Annotated in this window: 19 protein-coding genes; 13 read left to right on the forward strand and 6 right to left on the reverse strand. The window is 71.4% G+C overall.

Going from position 1 to position 18,701, the window contains the following annotated elements; all coding sequences use genetic code 11:
• The first annotated feature begins 14 nt into the window (after positions 1-14).
• Positions 15-836, forward strand: a complete 822-nt coding sequence (locus ACSP50_RS02170) for a DUF3027 domain-containing protein (RefSeq protein ID WP_014687514.1) — start codon at positions 15-17, stop codon at positions 834-836.
• Positions 837-888: 52 nt separating this feature from the next.
• Here ACSP50_RS02170 and ACSP50_RS02175 read toward each other — a convergent pair whose 3' ends face one another.
• The gene (locus ACSP50_RS02175) at positions 889-2,097 is read right to left on the reverse strand and encodes an MFS transporter (protein WP_157432758.1); all 1,209 of its coding nucleotides are present in this window, start codon (positions 2,095-2,097) and stop codon (positions 889-891) included.
• A 67-nt stretch (positions 2,098-2,164) separates the two neighbouring features.
• Between ACSP50_RS02175 and ACSP50_RS42905 the strand changes: the two genes are divergently transcribed.
• Positions 2,165-3,115: a helix-turn-helix transcriptional regulator gene (locus ACSP50_RS42905; RefSeq protein WP_014687516.1), complete on the forward strand. Its 951-nt coding sequence runs from the start codon at positions 2,165-2,167 to the stop codon at positions 3,113-3,115.
• Positions 3,116-3,131: 16 nt separating this feature from the next.
• Here ACSP50_RS42905 and ACSP50_RS02185 read toward each other — a convergent pair whose 3' ends face one another.
• On the reverse strand, positions 3,132-3,338 hold the full coding sequence (locus ACSP50_RS02185) for a DUF2530 domain-containing protein (protein WP_014687517.1): 207 nt from the start codon (positions 3,336-3,338) through the stop codon (positions 3,132-3,134).
• 204 nt (positions 3,339-3,542) lie between these two features.
• Between ACSP50_RS02185 and ACSP50_RS02190 the strand changes: the two genes are divergently transcribed.
• The 4 genes from ACSP50_RS02190 to ACSP50_RS41495 all read left to right on the forward strand — a co-directional run bounded on the left by ACSP50_RS02190 (position 3,543) and on the right by ACSP50_RS41495 (position 7,699).
• Positions 3,543-4,985 (forward strand): NCS2 family permease, encoded by a 1,443-nt coding sequence (locus tag ACSP50_RS02190; protein WP_014687518.1) that lies wholly within the window; start codon positions 3,543-3,545, stop codon positions 4,983-4,985.
• A 100-nt stretch (positions 4,986-5,085) separates the two neighbouring features.
• On the forward strand, positions 5,086-5,532 hold the full coding sequence (locus ACSP50_RS02195; protein ID WP_231956842.1) for a MarR family winged helix-turn-helix transcriptional regulator: 447 nt from the start codon (positions 5,086-5,088) through the stop codon (positions 5,530-5,532).
• A gap of 69 nt (positions 5,533-5,601) precedes the next feature.
• Positions 5,602-6,999, forward strand: coding sequence for an MFS transporter (locus tag ACSP50_RS02200; RefSeq protein WP_014687520.1), 1,398 nt, complete (start codon positions 5,602-5,604; stop codon positions 6,997-6,999).
• Positions 7,000-7,156: 157 nt separating this feature from the next.
• Positions 7,157-7,699, forward strand: coding sequence for a hypothetical protein (locus ACSP50_RS41495; protein WP_014687521.1), 543 nt, complete (start codon positions 7,157-7,159; stop codon positions 7,697-7,699).
• Positions 7,700-8,004: 305 nt separating this feature from the next.
• Here the strand turns inward: ACSP50_RS41495 and thpR are convergent, their stop codons facing one another.
• From thpR to ACSP50_RS02225, 4 genes are all read right to left on the reverse strand, one after another.
• Positions 8,005-8,994, reverse strand: a complete 990-nt coding sequence (gene thpR / locus ACSP50_RS02210) for an RNA 2',3'-cyclic phosphodiesterase (protein ID WP_014687522.1) — start codon at positions 8,992-8,994, stop codon at positions 8,005-8,007.
• Positions 8,951-10,027 (reverse strand): septation protein SepH, encoded by a 1,077-nt coding sequence (sepH, locus tag ACSP50_RS02215; protein ID WP_014687523.1) that lies wholly within the window; start codon positions 10,025-10,027, stop codon positions 8,951-8,953. Before sepH ends, thpR begins: the two co-directional genes overlap by 44 nt.
• Before the next feature lie 217 nt (positions 10,028-10,244).
• Positions 10,245-11,363: a phosphoserine transaminase gene (gene serC / locus ACSP50_RS02220; protein WP_043510714.1), complete on the reverse strand. Its 1,119-nt coding sequence runs from the start codon at positions 11,361-11,363 to the stop codon at positions 10,245-10,247.
• A 2-nt stretch (positions 11,364-11,365) separates the two neighbouring features.
• Complete coding sequence (locus ACSP50_RS02225) at positions 11,366-12,472, reverse strand: citrate synthase 2 (protein ID WP_043510717.1); 1,107 nt, start codon at positions 12,470-12,472, stop codon at positions 11,366-11,368.
• 165 nt (positions 12,473-12,637) lie between these two features.
• Between ACSP50_RS02225 and pdxH the strand changes: the two genes are divergently transcribed.
• Genes pdxH through ACSP50_RS02260 form a run of 7 tightly spaced genes read left to right on the forward strand, consistent with a single transcriptional unit; the run spans position 12,638 to position 18,506 of the window.
• The gene (gene pdxH, locus ACSP50_RS02230; protein ID WP_014687526.1) at positions 12,638-13,312 is read left to right on the forward strand and encodes a pyridoxamine 5'-phosphate oxidase; all 675 of its coding nucleotides are present in this window, start codon (positions 12,638-12,640) and stop codon (positions 13,310-13,312) included.
• Complete coding sequence (locus tag ACSP50_RS02235; protein WP_014687527.1) at positions 13,309-14,601, forward strand: MFS transporter; 1,293 nt, start codon at positions 13,309-13,311, stop codon at positions 14,599-14,601. The genes pdxH and ACSP50_RS02235 overlap by 4 nt, the downstream gene beginning before the upstream one ends.
• 10 nt (positions 14,602-14,611) lie before the next feature.
• Entirely contained in the window at positions 14,612-15,529 is a 918-nt protein-coding gene (locus ACSP50_RS02240; protein WP_014687528.1) for an aldose 1-epimerase family protein, read from the forward strand.
• Positions 15,529-16,152: a nitroreductase family protein gene (locus ACSP50_RS02245; RefSeq protein ID WP_014687529.1), complete on the forward strand. Its 624-nt coding sequence runs from the start codon at positions 15,529-15,531 to the stop codon at positions 16,150-16,152. The genes ACSP50_RS02240 and ACSP50_RS02245 overlap by 1 nt, the downstream gene beginning before the upstream one ends.
• 56 nt (positions 16,153-16,208) lie before the next feature.
• Entirely contained in the window at positions 16,209-16,505 is a 297-nt protein-coding gene (locus ACSP50_RS02250) for a type II toxin-antitoxin system VapB family antitoxin (protein WP_014687530.1), read from the forward strand.
• Between the two features lie 22 nt (positions 16,506-16,527).
• Positions 16,528-17,703: an acyl-CoA dehydrogenase family protein gene (locus ACSP50_RS02255; RefSeq protein ID WP_014687531.1), complete on the forward strand. Its 1,176-nt coding sequence runs from the start codon at positions 16,528-16,530 to the stop codon at positions 17,701-17,703.
• Positions 17,704-17,762: 59 nt separating this feature from the next.
• Positions 17,763-18,506 carry a DUF4230 domain-containing protein gene (locus ACSP50_RS02260; RefSeq protein ID WP_014687532.1) on the forward strand — a complete coding sequence of 248 codons (744 nt, stop codon included), beginning with the start codon at positions 17,763-17,765 and terminating at the stop codon, positions 18,504-18,506.
• The last annotated feature ends 195 nt before the right edge of the window (positions 18,507-18,701 follow it).

The following is an 18,701-nucleotide window of genomic DNA, read 5'->3' on the forward strand; positions in this document are numbered from 1 at the left end:
GCAACAATGGGCGGGTGACCTCCAGGACTGTCGCCCGCGCCGCCCGACTCGACCAGGTCTGTGCCGATGCCGTGGGGGTGGCCCGTGGCGCGATCACCGATGTGGACCCGACCGACATCGGTGAGCACCTGGAGGCGATCGCCGAGGGCGATCGTGTCGTGACTCACTTCTTCGAGTCCCACCTGGCCGGTTACCGCGGCTGGCGCTGGGCGGTCACGGTGACCCGGGTGCCCCGCAGCCGGCACGTGACGATCTGCGAGACGGTGCTGCTGCCCGGGCCGGACGCGTTGATGGCCCCCGGCTGGGTCCCGTGGAACGAGCGGGTCCAGCCCGGCGACCTGGGTGTCGGCGACCTGATGCCGACCGCGCCGGACGACGACCGGCTCACCCCCGGCTACGTGCTCAGCGACGACGCCGCGGTCGAGGAGGTCTCCTGGGAGCTCGGCCTGGGCCGGTCCCGGGTGATGTCCAAGGACGGCCGGATGGAGACCGCCCAGCGGTGGTATGACGGCGACGCCGGTCCGGAGGCGCCGATCTCCACCGCCGCCCCGCGGAACGCGCGCTGCGGCACCTGCGGTTTCTACCTGCCGCTGGCCGGCACGCTGCGGCAGATGTTCGGTGTCTGCGGCAACCTGTACGCGCCGGACGACGGCCGTGCGGTCAGCGCCGACCACGGTTGCGGCGCGCATTCGGAAGCGCTGCTGGCCGGCACCGAGCAGCCGGTCGACGAGCTGCCGACGATCTATGACGACAGCGAGGTGGAGGCGGTGGCGGTCAGCCGCGGCCACGGCTCGGTCGAGTCGGGCGAGCCCGCCGAGGACTTCGGCCACAGCTAGGGCGTGGCGTGCCGGCCACGGCTGGGGCGTGGCGTGCTGGTGGCCCGACGCGCTAGCCGCGGCGGATCTCCGGGCTCAGGAACGGGAGCAGGCACGCGCCGACGTAGGCCACGCCGCACACCACGACCACCCGGCCCGCGCCCGCCGCCGCGGCGAGCGGTCCCATCGCGACCTGTGACAACGGGATCGCGATGAACGAGAACAGGTCGTCGAACGACGAAACCCGGGACAGCGCCTCCCGCGGTACCCGGGTCTGCAGCGCGGTGTCCCAGGTGACGCCCGCGATCGTGAACCCGATGCCACCCACGAAGGCCGCCCCGGCCACGGTCCACGCCTCGCCGGACAGCCCGAGGGCCAGCAACGGGGACGCGGACGTGACGCCGAGCAGCAGTCCGGTCCGCAGCGGTCGCCGGAACACCAGCTTGACCGCGACCAGGCTGGTCGCCAACAGCCCGGCCGCGCGTACCGACAGCACCGCGCCCCAGCCGAACGCGCCCCCGTGCGCGGCGACGATCGTCGGGCCGAGCACGTTCCACGGGCCGACGGCGAACGCGTTGACCAGTGCGTACGAGAAGCTGGTCAGCATCACCCAGCGCATCGAGCGGAAGACCCGCCAGCCGGTCGCGAAGTCGGCGCCCAGCCCGGGTGCGGTGGCGGCGGTCCGGCTCCCGGGCGGCAAGCGCAGGAACAGCGCCGCCGCCACGAGACAGCTGGCCGCGTCGGCGGCCAGCGCCCAACCCCCGCCGGCGGTGACGGTGAGCAGGCCGGCCACGGCCGGGGCGATGATCCGGGTGCCGTTCCTGGTGCCGGACAGCAGCGCGTTGGCCCGCTGCAGGTCAGCGTCGTCGACGAGCTCGGGGACGATCCCGCGCAGGGCCGGTGACGCGAACGCGGTGGCAGCCCCGCTGACCAGGGACAGCCCGGCGACCGTCCCGAGGTGGTAGCGGCCGGTGATCAGCACGACGGCGATCCCGCCGACGGCCGCCGCGCTGACCGCGTTGGCGGCGATGAGCAGCCCACGGCGGCTGGTGCGGTCGGCCAGGACACCGCCGGCGAGCAGCAGCACCAGCGTGGGGACCATGCTGGTGGCGAGCACGACGCCCAGGTCGGTGGCCCGGCCGGAGGCCTGGAGCACGCCCAGGGACAGCGCGACCGTCGTCATCGAGGTGCCGAAGATGTCGACGGCCCGACCCGCGAGGAACCATCCGAACCGGCCGCTCAGCAGTCGCCGCACCGGGGCGGCGGAAAGGTCGCTGGTCACGGCGAGCATCGTCATCCCGTACGGCCGCGGGTTTGCATTCCTGCGGCGATTGCCGCAAGGTCGTGCCATGACGCAGATCCGTCTCGGACCGGAGGCGCTGCGGGCCAGCCGGTTCGCGCTCTCGCCGCTCGCCGAGACGTTCAGCCGGCTGGTCGTCCTGCGGCGGGAGCAGGACGGCGGGCGGCCGGGCGCCCAGGCGCGGGCGCTGGCCGGGTGGCTCGCCGACGACCCGTTCGCCGCGGGCCTGGTCCGGCTGATCTCGGCGACGAAGTACCTGCCGGACTTCGTGGCGATCCCACCCACGTCGATGACCACCCGGATCGAGGACGAGCTGGCGGAGATGCGCGCGCTGCTGCCGGACGCGGCGGCCCGGGCGACGATCGCCGAGTCCGGCCGGTACGCCTGGAAGACCAACGATCTGCAGTGGGCCGACGTCGACGGTGTCACCACCCGGGCCGCAGCGGTGTTCGCCCGGATCTGGGAATGGTTCGTCGAGCCGGACTGGCCGCGCCGGCGGGCCGTGATGGAGCGCGACATCCGGCACCGGGCCGGGGTGCTCGCGACCCGCGGCTGGCGGGACGCGCTCAGCGGGATGGGCAAGATCCGCTGGGCGGCGCCCGATGCGATCTTCTTCTCCCTGCAGACCTACGCCGATCTGAATGTCGGCGAACACGGCCTGGTGCTGGTGCCGCACACCGGGACCGTCGGACAGTGGATGTGCGAGGCGCCGCCGCGCCTGGCGCTGGTGTATCCGGCCCGGGGCGCCCTGGCGGAGGTGCGGGCCGCGACCGGCGGGGTCGCCCGGCTGATCGGTGGGGGCCGCGCCCGGGTCCTCGGCGCGTTGGCCGACGCGAGCACGCCGTCGCAGCTGGCGGCGCTGCTCGGGGTGTCCCTCGGCACGGTCTCCGGGCATCTCGCGGCGCTGCGCGACGCCGGGGTGGTGGTGGGCCGGCGCAGCGGCCGTGCCGTCTACTACGAGCGCACACCGCTCGGCGACGACCTCGCCGCGACGTTGTAGGGATGCGGCGGCCGGTCTAGGAGATCTCGCGGAACTCCGCGTGGGAGAGCGCCCGGCGGCGCTTCCGGTTCCGGTCGTGGACGATCATCGTGATCAGGCCCGGGATGCCGACCAGGAACCCGGCCACGCTGGTGTGCAGCCAGCGGTCGGGCGCGCCGGCCAGCAGGCAGATGAGCGCGGCGACGGCGAACGCGGCCAGGCCGGCGAGCGCGAACGGGACCATCGGCGGGTCCAGCGGCTCGGGTCGTGGTTTCGAGCCGGTGACGACGCTCAGACCGGGAGACAGGTCACTCACCCCGTCAGGGTAAGGCTATTTTCGACCCTCTCGGCGCAGGACGTGAGAGTTGTAACATCGTTCGGCTTTTGCCGAGGTCATGCTGTCTGAAAGCATGCGCGCGACGTCACTGTGCCACCCGGAAGGGCCAGCATGTCCACAACCGCAGAAACTACTGCGCGGAGCGGGTTCGACCGCTTCTTCGAGATAACCAAGCGCGGCTCGACGCTGAGCCGTGAGATCCGTGGCGGATTCGTCACGTTCTTCACCATGGCGTACATCGTCGTTCTGAATCCGCTGATCCTGGCGGGTGGCACGGACAAGGCCGGCGCGCACCTGCCGCTGGCCGCGCTCGCCGCGGGCACCGCCCTGGTCGCCGGTGTGATGACCATCCTGATGGGCGTCGTGGCCCGCTTCCCGCTGGCGCTGGCCGCGGGTCTGGGTGTGAACGCGCTGGTCGCCTACGAGATCGCCCCGCAGATGACCTGGGCCGACGCGATGGGCCTGGTGGTGATCGAGGGTCTGCTGATCGGCCTGCTGGTGCTCACCGGCCTGCGGACGATGGTGTTCCGCGCGGTCCCGACCCAGCTGAAGACCGCGATCGGGGTCGGCATCGGCCTGTTCCTGATGATCATCGGACTGGTCGACTCGGGTTTCGTGCACCGCGTGCCGGACGTCGCGAACACCACCGTGCCGGTCGAGATGGGTCTCGGTGGCAAACTGCTGACCTGGCCGACCCTCGTCTTCGCGATCGGCCTGATCTTCACGCTGATCCTGTTCGTCCGCAAGGTCCGCGGCGCGATCCTGATCGGCATCCTGGGCAGCACGGTGCTGGCCATCGTGGTGGAGGCGCTCGCCCACGTCGGCTCGGTGGTGCAGAATCCGCACGGCTGGTCACTGAACGTGCCGAAGATGCCGGCCCAGGTGGTCAGCACGCCGGACCTGTCGCTGCTGGGTCACTTCAACGTGCTGGGTTCGTGGCGGCACGGCGGCTGGCTGGTCGCGCTGATGTTCGTCTTCACGCTGCTGGTGGCGGACTTCTTCGACACGATGGGCACGATGGTCGCGGTCGGCCAGGAGGGTGAACTGCTCGACGACGAAGGGATGCCGCCGAGGACGCGGGAGATCCTGCTGGTCGACTCGCTCGCCGCGGCCGCCGGTGGCGCGGCGAGCGTCTCCAGCAACACCTCGTTCGTGGAGAGCGCGTCCGGCGTCGGCGAGGGTGCCCGCACCGGTGTGGCGAACCTGGTCACCGGTGGGCTGTTCCTGCTGGCGATGTTCTTCGCGCCGCTGGTGCAGGTGGTCCCGTTCGAGGCCGCGTCGACCGCGCTGGTGGTGGTCGGCTTCCTGATGATGACCGCGGTGCGGCAGATCGACTGGACCGACTGGAGCATCGCGGTCCCGGCGTTCCTGACCATCACCATCATGCCGTTCACGTATTCGATCTCGAACGGCATCGGCGCCGGCATCCTGTCGTACGTGGTGCTCAAGGCCGCCACCGGGAGGGCGAGGGAGGTGCACCCCATCCTGTACGGGGTGGCCGTGCTCTTCGTGCTGTACTTCGCCCGGGGTCCGCTGGAGAACTGGATCCTCTGAGCTGTCAGGGCCGTCACCGGGTCCCCTAGCGTGCCCGGTGACGGCGGTCATACGGGTAAATCCATGTCGTTAGCCAAGCTCATTAGCTAGGCTAAGTATCGTGACGGAGCGGGTGATGACGACGGAGCGCACAGCGGCATCGCTGGCCAAGACGCTGCGGGAAGCGATCATCCGGTTCAGCAGGCGGGTCCGTCAGGCCCGCCCGGTCGGGGATCTGACCTTCAGTCAGCTCTCCGCGCTGACCAGCCTCCAGCTGCACGGCGCGCTCACCCCCCGTGAGCTCGCCGACGTCGAGCGGGTCCAACCGCCGACGATGACGAAGATCGTCGGCAAGCTGGAGGACCGCGGGCTCGTGGCGCGCACGCCGCACCCCACCGACGGGCGCCAGGTGATCCTGGCCGCCACCGACGAGGGTCGCGCGGTCTATACGCAGAACGAGGACATCCGCAACGAGTGGCTGGCCGGCCAGTTGGACCGGCTGACCCCCGAGGAACGGGACACCCTGGCACGCGCCGCGGAGATCATGCTGCGCGTCGCCCGCGGCTGACCGGCTCTCGCCGTCGTCCGTTTCGTCACACGACGATGACGCGTACGACGAAGTGAGGGGCGCGACCGCATGCGGGCAGTGCTGGACACGACATTCCGATCCCTGCGAGTCCGGAACTATCGCCTCTTCGCCGTCGGTCAGCTGATCAAGCTGATCGGCGTGTGGACCATGTTCACCGCCCAGGACTGGCTGGTCCTGGACCTCTCCCACAACTCGCCGAGCGCGCTCGGGGTGGTCACCGCCCTGCAGTTCGTCCCGGTGATGCTGCTGACCCTGTACAGCGGGCGGCTCGCCGACCGGTACGACAAACGCAAGCTGCTGATCGTGGCGAACACCGCGTTCGCGGTCACCGCGGTCAGCTTCGCGGTCATCGTCGCCTCCGGCATCGTGCAGCTCTGGCATGTCTTCCTGTTCGCCCTGCTGTTCGGCATCGCGAACTCGGTCGAGACACCGGTGCGCCAGGCGTTCGTCTCCGAGCTCGTCGAGCTGCCGCTGCTGCCGAACGCGCTGGCCCTCTCCGCGGCCACCTTCAACTCGGCCCGGATCGGCGGCCCGGCGATGGCCGGCGTGCTGCTGTCGGTGTTGTCCATCCGGGTGGTGTTCCTGATCGCCACCGTCCTGGTGATCGCCCCGATCTTCACGTACACCCGGATGAACCGCGCCGAACTGCTCGGCATCGAACGCAAGGCACGCGGCGGCGCCCGGGTGCTGGACGGCCTGACCTACGTCGGCAAGCGCCCCGACCTGCTGCTCACCATCTGCCTGATGGCGGTGATCGGCATGATCGGCTTCAACTTCCCGGTCACCCTGGCCGCCCTCGCAAAGATCAACTTCCATGCCGGGGCGTCGTCGTTCGGGCTGCTCACCACCGCTCTGGCGGTCGGTGCGCTCGGCGGCGCACTGGCCGGCAGCGGCCGCCGCACCCGGCCCGGGATGTACCGGGTGATCGGCGCCGCCCTCGCCTTCGGGGTGTTCGAGTTCGCGGTCGGGTTCGCCCCCACCTTCCTCGTCGCGATGGTGCTGCTGGTCCCCACCGGCTTCTTCTCCATCTACCTGGCGCAGGCCGCCAACCACCGGGTCCAAATGGGCGTCGACGCCGAATACCGCGGCCGGGTGATGTCGCTGTACGTGCTGGTCTTCCTCGGCACCACACCGATCGGGGCGTCCCTGGCCGGATGGTGGGGGTCGCACTTCGGGGTGCCGTCCAGCATCTGGGTGGGTGGTCTCGTCTCGTTCCTGGCCTCCGGGGTGGCGCTGGCCTGGCAGTTGCGGGCCGGTGGGGAGCGGATCGAGGTGCGGTTGCGGCCGCGGCCCCGGTTGCGGCTGATCCCGGCTCCCGCTACGCCCCCTGCGGTGCCCGCGGAGGCCGCGCCGCTTGCGGAGGCGGACCTTCCGGAGGTGCCACCGATGGCGGTACGTCGCGGGCACCGCCCCGGTCGCGCCCCCGAACCCGCCGGTCACGTCTGACCGTCCGCGTCACCCGATCGGGGGTTTTGCCCGTCTCGTACGCCGGAAAGGATGCCCGATGTCGGTATGGAAGCTGGCATTTAGGTAGTTGGCAGATCAGTTCCGCCGAACGGGTGTTCCGGCCGGGCCGATCCCGGCCTAGCGTCAGAGTGTGGCGATGGCGCAACTGGTCGTGATCTCGGCGGCGTGGATGACGCTGCTGATCGTGCCGTGTGCCCGGATCCTGCTCCGGCGCCCCGCAAAGCGCCGGCCCGAGACCTCGGGCCACCTGCCCCGGCGGCGCTCGTCGTTCCGCCGGGTCCCCGCCCCGGGCCGGGTCCCTCGCAAGGGCGCCCCGGCCTACTGGGCCCGCCGCCCCGGCCCGCAGACCCGTGACCTGCGCCGCCTCGACCGCGAACTGCCGGGCATCGACCTGACCGGCCGGTTGGAGTCACTGCCCCCGGTGCCGATCGAGCAGCTGGCCTACGACCTGCGCCGCCTGGACCGGCAACGTCGCAGCGGCGTCCTGCGCTCCTCGGAGGCCTGCCTGGCCGCCATCCTGCGCGCCTACGACGCCCGCCTCCTGCTGGCCTGCCGCGCCCTCGGCGTCGCCGAACACCTGCAACCCTTGCAGGGCGTCGACCGCGAGTGCGAACGCCTCCGGGTCGAAGACCGGCTCGAAGCCGCCGGTCTGGTCCTCCGCGACCATCAGGACAACTGACCAGCCTCCGGGACCACCCCGGGCGCGGCCTGGCAGGTCGTCCGGAATGGCCGGGGCACGTGACCAGCCGGTGCTGCCGGCCGGGGCGGGTGACCAGCCGGTCCTGCGGGCCTGCCCGGGTCGGGACTGGTTGACCAGCCGGGTCCTGTGGGGTGATCAGCCGGTCTTGCAGGCTTGCCCGGGCCGGGATGGGTTGACCAGCCGGGTCCTGCCGGCCTGCCCGGGCGGCCGACGCTTCCGTCCTTGCGGCGCTCAGCCGTTGCCGGCCGCCGGCATCGGTGGCAGCGACGGCGCCTGGGCGGGCGTCATGTCGGGGCGGGGCCGTGCTGGTCGCCGCTGACGGGGAACCACTGAAGGCAGTGGTAGTTGCCGAGGCGGCTCTCCACCAGGGCCAGTTCGCTCACCTGCCAGGCCGGACCCGCGTACCCGGTAAGCGCCGCGAGCAGGCCGGGTGCTGAGCGGTAGGAGATCGTCAGGTGCGGCCGGAACGGCCGCGGGTCGATGGCGAAACCGGCGGCGGCGAGCGCGTCCCGGACCGACTCGCGGAGGTCAGCCAGCGGCCGCACGTCGCCGGCGAGGCCGGCCCAGATCACCGGGCCGAAGCGGCCGCCCCCGGCAGCGTGCAGCGAGAACGCCGGGCGTGGGGGCACGGTGGTCAGGGCGGCGGCGACGTCCGGGACCCGGTGGTCCTCGACGTCGCCGAGGAAGGCCAGCGTCACATGCCATTTTGACGGCCGCGTGTAACGGGCGTCCGGCGGCAGTCGGCGGAGCAGGTCGTCCCGGGCCGGCGGCGGCGGGAAGACGGCTACGAAAAGGCGGGTCAGGGCGAACCTCGAACGGGTAGCGGAGCGGCGTGTGACATCAGGACGACGCGGCGTCGGCCACAGGGAAACGTGGCAGAGCGGCGGGAGGAACAGCAGGGCGACGGTGACAGGGGGAGCGGCGGGGAGGAACAGCAGGGCAACGCTGACAAGGGGGAGCGGCAGGGCGGCGGGGAGGAACAGCAGAGCGACGGCGTTCGGGAACGCGATGGAGCGATGCCGCCCCGGCGAGTCGGTGGACCGGCGGCGCCAGGGGGTGGGTCGATGTGGGGCCGGGGAGAGCGGAAGGCTCGGCGACGCGGCCGCGGGAAGGTGATGCGGGAGGTGCGGGGCGGCCGCCGGAGTGATGCGGGAAGCTGCGGGGCGGCCGCGGGGAGTGATGCGGGAGGGTGCGGGCGGCCGCGCCGAGGGGCGCGGCCGGGCCACGGGGTCAGGAGGACTCGCGGGCCGCGGGGCCGCCGCCGAACAGGACATCGTCCCAGCTCGGGAGGCGCTTGCGGGGCTTGTTCTCCTCGGTTTCGGTGCCGGGCTGGGTGGTCTGGCCGACGGTGCGCCGGGGGCGCAGGACAGCCAGGGACGGGACCGCCGGGACCTCTTTGGGGAGGTCGGAGTCGTCGTCGAAGGCGGAGCCGGAACCGCCGCCGAGCAGTGCGGCGGCGCCGCCGGCGACCGGGCGGCGGGCGGCCGGGGAGACCGGCTCCAGGCCGCGGCCGGAGGAGCCCTCCAGCGGGCGGTCGAGGGAGGCGAGCAGCGCGTCGCGGCCGGCGCGGATCGGGTCGCGGGTGGGGCGGGTGGTGTCCCGGCCGGGGCGGGCCGGTGCGTCGGCGGCGGGCAGGCCGTGGCCGCCGCGGGTGGGCTCGGCGCTGCGGGCCGGGCCGGGCAGGCCGTGGCCACCGCGCTCGGGGACCGGGTCCTGGCCGAGGATCTGGGTGGGGCGCTCGGCGCACAGGTACTGCGCCATGTCGTCGTGCGGGGAGACGACCTGGCGGCCCTTGTCGAGGTCCCAGATGGCCTGGGCGGTGGCTTTGCCGGACGGCCAGGTGGCGACGATCCGCCAGGTGCCGTCCTCGCGCCGGAACGCGTCCCAGGAGATCTTCTCGGTGTCGATGCCGTGCTGGGCGAGCCGGCTGTCGACGACCTCGGCCAGGGGCTGGCCGGAGTCGGACGTCTTCAGCCGGGTGCGCCGGGCGTGCTGGGCCAGCATGGCGCGCTCCTGCAGCACCGGGCCGGCGTAGCGGAGGACCCGGTCGACGGGGACGCCGGCCACCCGGGCGACGTCCTCGGCGGACTCGCCGGAGCGGATCCGGGCCTGGATGTCCCGCGGGGACAGTGAGGCCTGGACGTCCGGGGCGAGCACCGCGACCGCCGTGCTCGGCGGTGCGGGGCTGTCGGTGAGGACCCCGGCAACCCGGTCGTCGAGGGGCAGCGCCAGCAGGCGGCCCACCTCGTCGGCGAGCACGAGGGCCTGTCCATCCTCGGAGAGGGCGACGAAGCGTACCGGCCGCATGCGTTGCCTCCGTCTCGTCGCGTTGGCCTGTGCTCCCGAGAGTCAGTCACCCGGGCGCGTTTCGGAACACGGTACGCGCCCCGGTCACTCCTTGGGGGTAAGCCACGCCGTCAAACTGGCTGACCAGCGAAGATGATCTTCAAATTCTTCGCTACCCCCATTGGTACGGACTATGCCTCGCTGATCGCAATGAGCCAAGTCACCGGGCGGGTATCTGTCAGAGCCGTTCCACCACGTAGTCGATGCAGCTGGTCAGGGCGGTGACGTCGGTCGGGTCGACGGTCGGGTAGAGGGCGATCCGCAGCTGGTTGCGGCCCAGCTTGCGGTACGGCTCGGTGTCCACGATGTCGTTGGCGCGCAGCACCTTGGCGATCGTGGCGGCGTCCACCCCGTCGGTGAAGTCGATCGTGGCGACCGCCGCGGAGCGCAGTGCCGGATCGGTCACGAACGGCTCGGCGTACGACGACCGGTCGGCCCAGCCGTAGATCGCCGCGGCGCTCTCCGCGCTGCGTTTGACCGCCCAGGACAGGCCGCCCTGTGCGTTCATCCAGTCCAGCTGCTCGGCCGCCAGGAAGACGGTGGCCAGCGCGGGCGTGTTGTACGTCTGGTCCAGGCGGGACTGCTCGATCGCGGTGACCAGGTCGAGGAACTGCGGGATGTACCGCTTCGAGGCCTTGATCTCGAAGGCCCGCTCGATCGCGGCCGGGGACATCAGGGCCAGCCAGAGCCCGCCGTCCGAGCCGAGCGCCTTCTGCGGGGCCAGGTAGTAGACGTCGGTCTCGCGCAGGTCGACGTCGAGGCTGCCGCCGCCGGACGTGGCGTCGGTGAGCAGCAGCGCGCCCGGGTCGGCGCCCGCGACCCGGCGGACCGGCACGGAAACCCCGGTGGAGGTCTCGTTCTGCACGGTGGCGTAGACGTCGACGCCGGCCTCGGCGGTCAGGAACGCGGCCTGCCCGCCCGGGGCCCGGTGCACGGTGGGCTGAGCCAGGAACGGTGCGTCGGTGACCGCCTGCACGAACTTGGCGCCGAACTCGCCGAACTCGGCGAACTGCGCCCGGTCCCGGACCAGGCCGAAGGTGGCGATCTCCCAGAACGCGCTGGTGCCGCCGTTGGCCAGGACCACCTCGTACCCCTCGGGCATCGAGAAGAACTCGGCGAGCCCGCGGCGCAGCCGGGCGACCTGGTCCTTGACCGTCCGCTGCCGGTGGGAGGTGCCCATGAAGGTGCGGGACACCGCGGAGAGCGCCTCGACACCCTCCGGCCGGACCTTGCTCGGCCCGGAGCCGAAGCGGCCGTCGACGGGTTTGATCGTGTCGGGGATCCGGATGTCAGCCACGATCACACATTATGCGTGAGTTGGGACCAGCCCTCGACCTCGGAAGGCCGGCGCGGCTCCGGGCCGACGTAGCGCAGGCCGGGGCGCAGGATCCGGCCGAGCTTCTTCTGCTCCAGGATGTGCGCGCTCCAGCCGGCCACCCGGGCGCAGGTGAACATCGAGGTGAACATGTGCACCGGCACCTCGGCGAAGTCGAGCACCACGGCGGACCAGAAGTCCACGTTCGTCCACAGCTCGCACTTCGGCTTGCGTTCCCGCAGCTCGGTCAGCGCGGCCGCCTCCAGCGCGGCGGCCACCTCGAAGCGCGGCGCGCCGAGCTCCTTGGCGATCCGGCGCAGCACCCGGGCCCGCGGGTCCTCGGCGCGGTAGACCCGGTGACCGAAACCCATCAGCCGGTCGCCGCGGTCCAGCACATCCTTCACATAGCCCTCGGCGTCGCCGCTGCGCTCGACCGCCTCCAGCATGTGCAGCACCCGGGTGGGCGCCCCGCCGTGCAGCGGGCCGGAGAGCGCGCCGATCCCGGAGGAGATGCAGGCGGCCACGTCGGCGCCGGTGGAGGCGACGATCCGGGTGGTGAAGGTGGAGGCGTTGAGCCCGTGCTCGGCGGCCGAGATGAAGTACGCGTCGACGGCTTTGACGTGCCGCGGGTCGGGCTCGCCGCGCCACCGGCGCATGAACCGCTCCACGATGGTCTCGGCCTTGTCGATGTCCTTCTGCGGGACGGCCGGCAGCCCCAGCCCGCGGGCCGCCTGGGCGACGAACGAGAGCGCGGTCACCGAGACCCGGGCCAGGTCCCGGCGGGCCCGCTCGTCGGTGATGTCGAGCAGCTGGTCGAGCCCCCAGTACGGGGCCAGCATGGCGACCGCGGACTGCACGTCGACCCGGATGTCGCCGGAGTGCACCGGCACCGGGAACGGCTCGGCCGGCGGCAGCCCGGGTCCGAACCGGCCGTCCACCAGCAGACCCCAGACGTTGCCGAAGGAGACCTGGCCGATCAGATCCTCGATGTCGACGCCGCGATACCGCAGTGCGCCACCGTCCCGGTCGGGCTCGGCGATCTCGGTCTCGAACGCGATGACGCCCTCGAGTCCCGGCTTGAAGTCGGACACGGCGCTCCCTGGGAGACGTGGCTGCGGTGAGTGATTCATCCTGCCTCCCGGGTAACGGCCCGGTCGACCCGTGGCGATTGTGCTCTCGGTGACACCCATCCTGGTTCACCTGACACCGGACGGTCGCCGTCTTACCGTCGTTGCAGCCGAAAGGAAGTACCCCCGATGTCTGCCGATCCGCCGTCCCCCGCGGGGATGCGCCGTGACTACACCGAGCACCCGCCGCTGCTGGAGGGCTCCCTGGCCGGGCACTGGAGCGACCAGTTCGCCGCCTGGTTCGCCGACGCGACCGCGGCCGGGCTGCCCGAGCCGAACGCGATGATCGTGGCCACGGCGGATGCCCAGGGGCGCCCGTCGGCCCGGACAGTGCTGCTCAAGGGGTACGACTCGACCGGTTTTGTGTTTTTCACGAACTATGAGTCGCGCAAGGGCTCGGACGTGCGGCACAACCCGTACACAAGCGTCGTTTTTCCCTGGTTTGCGATGCAACGCCAGGTGATCGTGACCGGGGCGGTGGAACGCGTCTCCCGCGCCGAGACCGAGGAGTATTTCGCCTCCCGTCCGCGCGGCTCCCAGCTCGGCGCGTGGGCCAGCCCGCAGTCGCGGGTGCTGCCCGGCCCGGAGGCGATCGACGCGCGCCTGGCCGAGGTGATCGAGCGGTTCGGCGACGGTCCGGTGCCGCCCCCGCCGCACTGGGGTGGTCTGCGGGTGCTGCCCGAGACCGTGGAGTTCTGGCAGGGACGCAGCAGTCGCCTGCACGACCGGCTGCGGTATCGCGCAGTCGGCGAGAACCGGAGCGCCGTCGAGCGGGACTGGATCGTGGAGAGGCTGGCCCCGTGAGCGTGGTCGAGGAGAAGTCGAAACGCTCCTGGATGATCGACACCACACCGCTGCGGGTGACGTCGTTCCGCCGGATGTGGGTCGGCAACGGCGCGTCGTTCTTCGGTTTCCAGTTCACCGCGGTGGCCGTGCCGGTGCAGATGTTCGCGATCACGCACTCGTCGTTCTGGGTCGGCCTGCTCGGCGTCGCCGGCCTGGTCCCGCTGCTGATCTTCGGCCTCTGGGGCGGCGCCATCGCCGACGTGGTCGACCGGCGGCGCCTGCTGCTGACCAGCTCCGCGCTCACCTGGGTGGTCACTCTGGGCCTGCTGGCGCAGGCGATCGCGGGGGTACGAAGTGAGCACCTGCTCCTGGCGCTCACCGCGGTGCAGTCGATCGGGTTCGCGATCAGCTCGCCGGCCCGGCAGTCGATCATCCCGCGCATCGTCCCCGCCGAGATGGTGCCCGCGGCGAACACGCTGAACTACACCACCACGACGGCCGGTGGGGTGCTCGGCCCGCTGGCCGCGGGCCTGATCATGGGGATCTGGTCGACCGGCACCGGGGTGGCCGTGGCGTACGCGGTCGACGCCCTGCTCTTCACCGTCACCTTCTGGGCCACCTGGCGGCTGCCGGCCATCCCGCCGATCGAGCCGGACGACGCCGGGGAGAAGCCCACGGCCGGCCTCCGCGGCATCGTGGCCGGCCTGCGCTTCCTGGTCACCCAGCCGGTGCTGCTGCTGTCCTTCGGCATCGACCTGATCGCGATGGTCTTCGCGATGCCGCGGGCGCTGTTCCCGGCGGTGGCCGAGACCCGGTTCGGCGACAGCTCGGCGGTCGGCTGGCTGTTCAGCGCGATCGCGATCGGCTCGGTGCTGGCCGGGTTCACCTCCGGCTGGATCAGCCGGGTCCGCCGCCAGGGTGTCGCGCTGACCGCCGCGGTGGTCGGCTGGGGCATCGCGATCGCCCTGTCCGGCCTGGCCCACCAGCTCTGGCTGGCGGTTCTGCTGCTCGCCGTGGCCGGCGCGGCCGACCTGGTCAGCGCGGTCTACCGGCAGACGATCATGCAGACCTTCGCGCCGGACCGGCTGCGCGGCCGGCTGCAGGGCGTGTTCACCGTGGTGGTGGCCGGCGGTCCCCGGCTGGGTGACCTGCGGGCCGGTGCCACCGCCCAGTTCACCTCGGTGACCACCTCCTGGGTGGCCGGCGGGGTGCTCGCCGCGGTGCTGGCCGTGGGCCTGGCGCTGGCCTTCCCGGCGCTGCTGCGATACCGGCCCGTCCCGGATCCCGTGGCCGACCCCGAACGATAGTGTCGCGGGTATGACAGAGACAGCCGCGAAATCCGGGGTCCAGTGGTCGATCGAGGCGGATGGCCGGCGCGCCGTCCTGGCCGAGGTCGGAGGCACGCTGCGCAGTTTCTCGTCGGGCGGGGTGGAGCTGCTGGACGGCTTCTCCGTCGACGAGATCTCCCCGGGTTCCGCCGGCCAGATCCTCGCGCCCTGGCCGAACCGGATCCGGGACGGGCGCTACACCTTCGGCGAGCAGACCTACCAGCTGGCGCTCACCGAGCCGGCCCGGCACAACGCCATCCATGGCCTGGTCAACTGGGCGCGCTGGCGGGCCACCGAGCACACCGCCTCGGCCGTCACCCTGGAATACGACCTGCCCGCCCAGGTCGGCTACCCGTGGCCGCTCACCCTGCGGACCCGCTGGTCGGTGTCGGCCGAGGGGCTGCGCTGCGCGCAGGAGGTGGTGAACACCGGCGACGCCGCCGCGCCGTGGGGCTACTCCGTGCACCCGTACCTGCGCCTGCCCGGCGTCAGCGTCGAGGACACCGTGCTCACCGTGCCGGCCCGGACCAGGATCCTGGCCGACAACCGGCTGCTGCCGCTCGGCGCGGTCAAGGTGGCCGGCACCGAGTTCGACTACGCCGAGCCGCGCCGGATCGGCACCGCGATCCTGGACACCACGTTCGGCGACATCGACTTCGGCCCGGACGGGCTGACCGAGGTGGTCCTGGCCGACCCGTCGTCGGACGCGAAGATCGTGGTCTGGGCCGACGAGAAGTTCAAGTACTGGCAGGTCTTCTCCGGTGACACGCTGCACGGCGAGCGGCACCGCCGGTCCGTCGCGGTGGAGCCGATGACCTGCCCGCCGGACGCGTTCCGCTCCGGCCGCGACCTGGTCACGCTGGCGCCGGGGGAGACCTGGACCACCGCGTGGGGGATCCGCGCCTGATGGAGTTCGACGAGGTGATCCGCCGGCGGCGGATGATCCGGGGGTACGACGTGTCGCGCCCCGTGCCGCCCGAACTGATCGACAAGATCGTCCGGCACGGGCTGCGGGCGCCGTCGGCCGGCTTCGCCCAGGGGTGGAGCTTCCTGGTCCTGTCCTCGCCGGACGACTGTGACCGCTTCTGGTCGGCGACCACTGTCGAGCAGCACACCGACGCCTGGCTCGCCCGGATGCGGACCGCCCCGCTGATCATCATCGCCCTGTCGAACAAGTCCGTTTATCTCGACCGGTATGCGGAAAGCGACAAGGGCTGGGCCGACCGGGACGAGTCCCGGTGGTCGGTGCCGTACTGGGACATCGACACCGGATTCGCCGCGCTGCTGATGCACCTGACCGCGGTGAACGAGGAACTCGCCTCCTGCTTCATCGGGCTGCCGGCGGCGAAGGTCGCCGACTTCCGGGCGGCGTTCGGGGTGCCGGACGAGTTCACCCCGGTGGGGGCGCTCACCGTCGGCTATCCGGGGGACGACAAGAGGTCACCGTCACTCCGGCGCGGTCACCGTCCGGTGGACGAGGTAGTGCATCATGGCCGGTGGGCAGCGGGCGGCGGTTCGGGACGCGGCTAGGCTCGTACCAGCAATTCGTGTGTTTCTCGTTTTTTCAGCAGGGAGGGGCAGCCGCCGTGATCTTCAAAGCGGTCCGGGACGGGGCCCCGTACCCTGATCACCACACCACGCTGAAAGCGTGGGCGGAGATCCCGCCGCGGCCGATCCGGCTCGCCGATCTGATCACCACGAAACGCGAGCTGGCGCTGGACAAGCTGCTCGCCGAGGATTCGACGTTCTACGGAGATCTTTTCCCGCACGTCGTGGAGTATCAGGGCGCGCTGTATCTGGAGGACGGTCTGCACCGCGCATTACGCGCCGCGCTCCAACAGCGCAATCAGATTCACGCTCGTGTATTGGTCGTGGAAGGCTGACGCCTCCGTTACTTTGAAGTGCATGGTTGCTCGACCGCTTGACCTGCTGGATCTTGACGACCTGCTCACCGACGACGACCGCGCGGCCCGCGCCCTGGCCCGCCAGGTGGCGAACGATCATATTCGTCCCGGCGTGGCGCAGTGGTACGAGAACGGTGATCCACCCATTCGCGATCTTGCCGTGGAATTCGGCAAGGCCGGATTGTTCGGCATGCATCTGACCGGTTACGGCCTGCCCGGGGCCACCACCATCTCGTACGGCGTGGCCTGCATGGAATTGGAAGCCGCCGACTCCGGGATCCGCTCCCTGGTCTCGGTCCAGGGCTCGCTCGTGATGTACGCGATCTGGCGGTACGGCTCCGACGACCAGAAGGACCGGTGGCTGCCCGCGCTCGCCGCCGGCCGGACCATCGGCTGCTTCGGCCTCGCCGAGCCCGACCACGGCTCCGACCCCACCGGGATGTCCACCCGGGCCCGCCGCGACGGCGACGACTGGATCCTCGACGGGGTGAAAACCTGGATCCTCAACGCGCCGATCGCCGATGTGGCGGTGATCTGGGCCCGCGCCGAGAAAGGCGTCGCCGGGTTCGTGGTGCCCACCGACACGCCCGGGCTCACCACCCGGGCGTTCCGGCACACCATGTCGCTGCGTGCGGCCAGCGTCGGCGAACTCGCCCTCGACGGGGTGCGGCTGCCGGACAGCGCCCGGCTGCCCGCCGCCCGCAGCCTGATGGCGCCGCTGTCCTGCCTCACCGAGGCCCGGCTCAGCATCATCTTCGGGGTGCTCGGCGCGGCCCGGGACTGCCTCGACGTGACCCTCGACTACGCCGCCGGGCGGGAACAGTTCGGCCGGCCGATCAGCGCCTTCCAGCTGACCCAGGCGAAACTCGCCGACATGGCACTGGAACTGCAGAAGGGGTTCCTGCTCGCGGTGCACCTGGGCCGGATGCGCGACGCCGGGGGCGCACCGCTGCGGCCGGAACAGGTGAGCATCGGGAAGCTCAACAACGTGCGGGAGGCGTTGAAGATCGCCCGGGAGTGCCGGACGATCCTGGGCGGCAACGGGATCCGCGGAGAGATGCCGGTCATGCGGCACGCCGGGAACCTGGAGAGCGTGCTGACCTACGAGGGGACCTCGGAGATCCACCAACTGTCGATCGGCCAGAAATTGACCGGTCTGAACGCTTTTTCACATTAGGGGGGTCAAGGGGCGCGCTCCGGTCGCGAAATGTCGTACCCACTCCGTACCGTTAGGACATGGCCAACTCACCGGATGTCGAAGAGCCGACGACGGAGTACCCGGCCGTGCCCGAGGAGGCGGAGCCGGGTGCTCCGGCCGTCCCGCAGGAGCACAGGCCGAGCTTCTTCGCACGGCTGCTGATCTTCATCGGCGTCGTCTTCGCCCTGATCGTCGCGTCCTGCTTCGGCCTGCGCGCGCTGCACGTGCTGCCCTCGTTCGACAACCCGTTCGCCGACAAGACCACCGACCGCAGCCAGCCCGTGCTGCTGCAGTCCATGCGCGACCTGCACCGCTACGTCGCGGCCGACGGCACCTTCCAGGTCATCGTCGACCTCCAGCAGAACAAGGACAACATTCCCGACTTCCTGGTCAATCGGCGCATCCTGTTCGTCGGCTCCGGCACCGTCGAAACCTATGTCGACTTCAGCGCCCTCTCCGGTGACGCCCTCAAGGTCGACAACGAGAAGAAGACGATCGAGCTCACCCTGCCCCCGCCGCAGCAGTCCCAGGCCGCGCTCGACATGCAGAAGAGCTACGTCGTCGAGGAGGATCGCGGTCTGCTGACCAGCATCGGCGACGCCTTCCACAGCGACACCGACAAACAGCAGCGGGTGTACGCGGCGGCCCAACAGAAGATCACCGAGGCGGCCAAGTCGAGCGGCCTGGACCAGCGCGCCCAGCAGAACACGCAGGCCATGCTGGAGAGTCTGTTCACACGGTTGGGCTACACCTCGGTCAAGGTCACGTTCACCAACCCCTGACGGGCTTGACCGGCGGGCGGGCGGCCTCGCGTCGTCCGCCCGGCGGCCCCCTTCAGCCGGGTGCCTCGCCCGTGTTCTGGGCGGGCTGTGGTCGTCTGTCCGCGTGGGCTGCGGTCTTCCGCCTGGCCGCGCTGCGGTCTTCCGCCTGGCCGCGCTGCGGTCTTCCGCCTGCGGTCTCTTGCCCGGTGCGTCGCG

Origin of the sequence: Actinoplanes sp. SE50/110 (assembly GCF_900119315.1) — a bacterium.
In the GTDB taxonomy this organism is placed as follows: Bacteria; Actinomycetota; Actinomycetes; order Mycobacteriales; family Micromonosporaceae; genus Actinoplanes.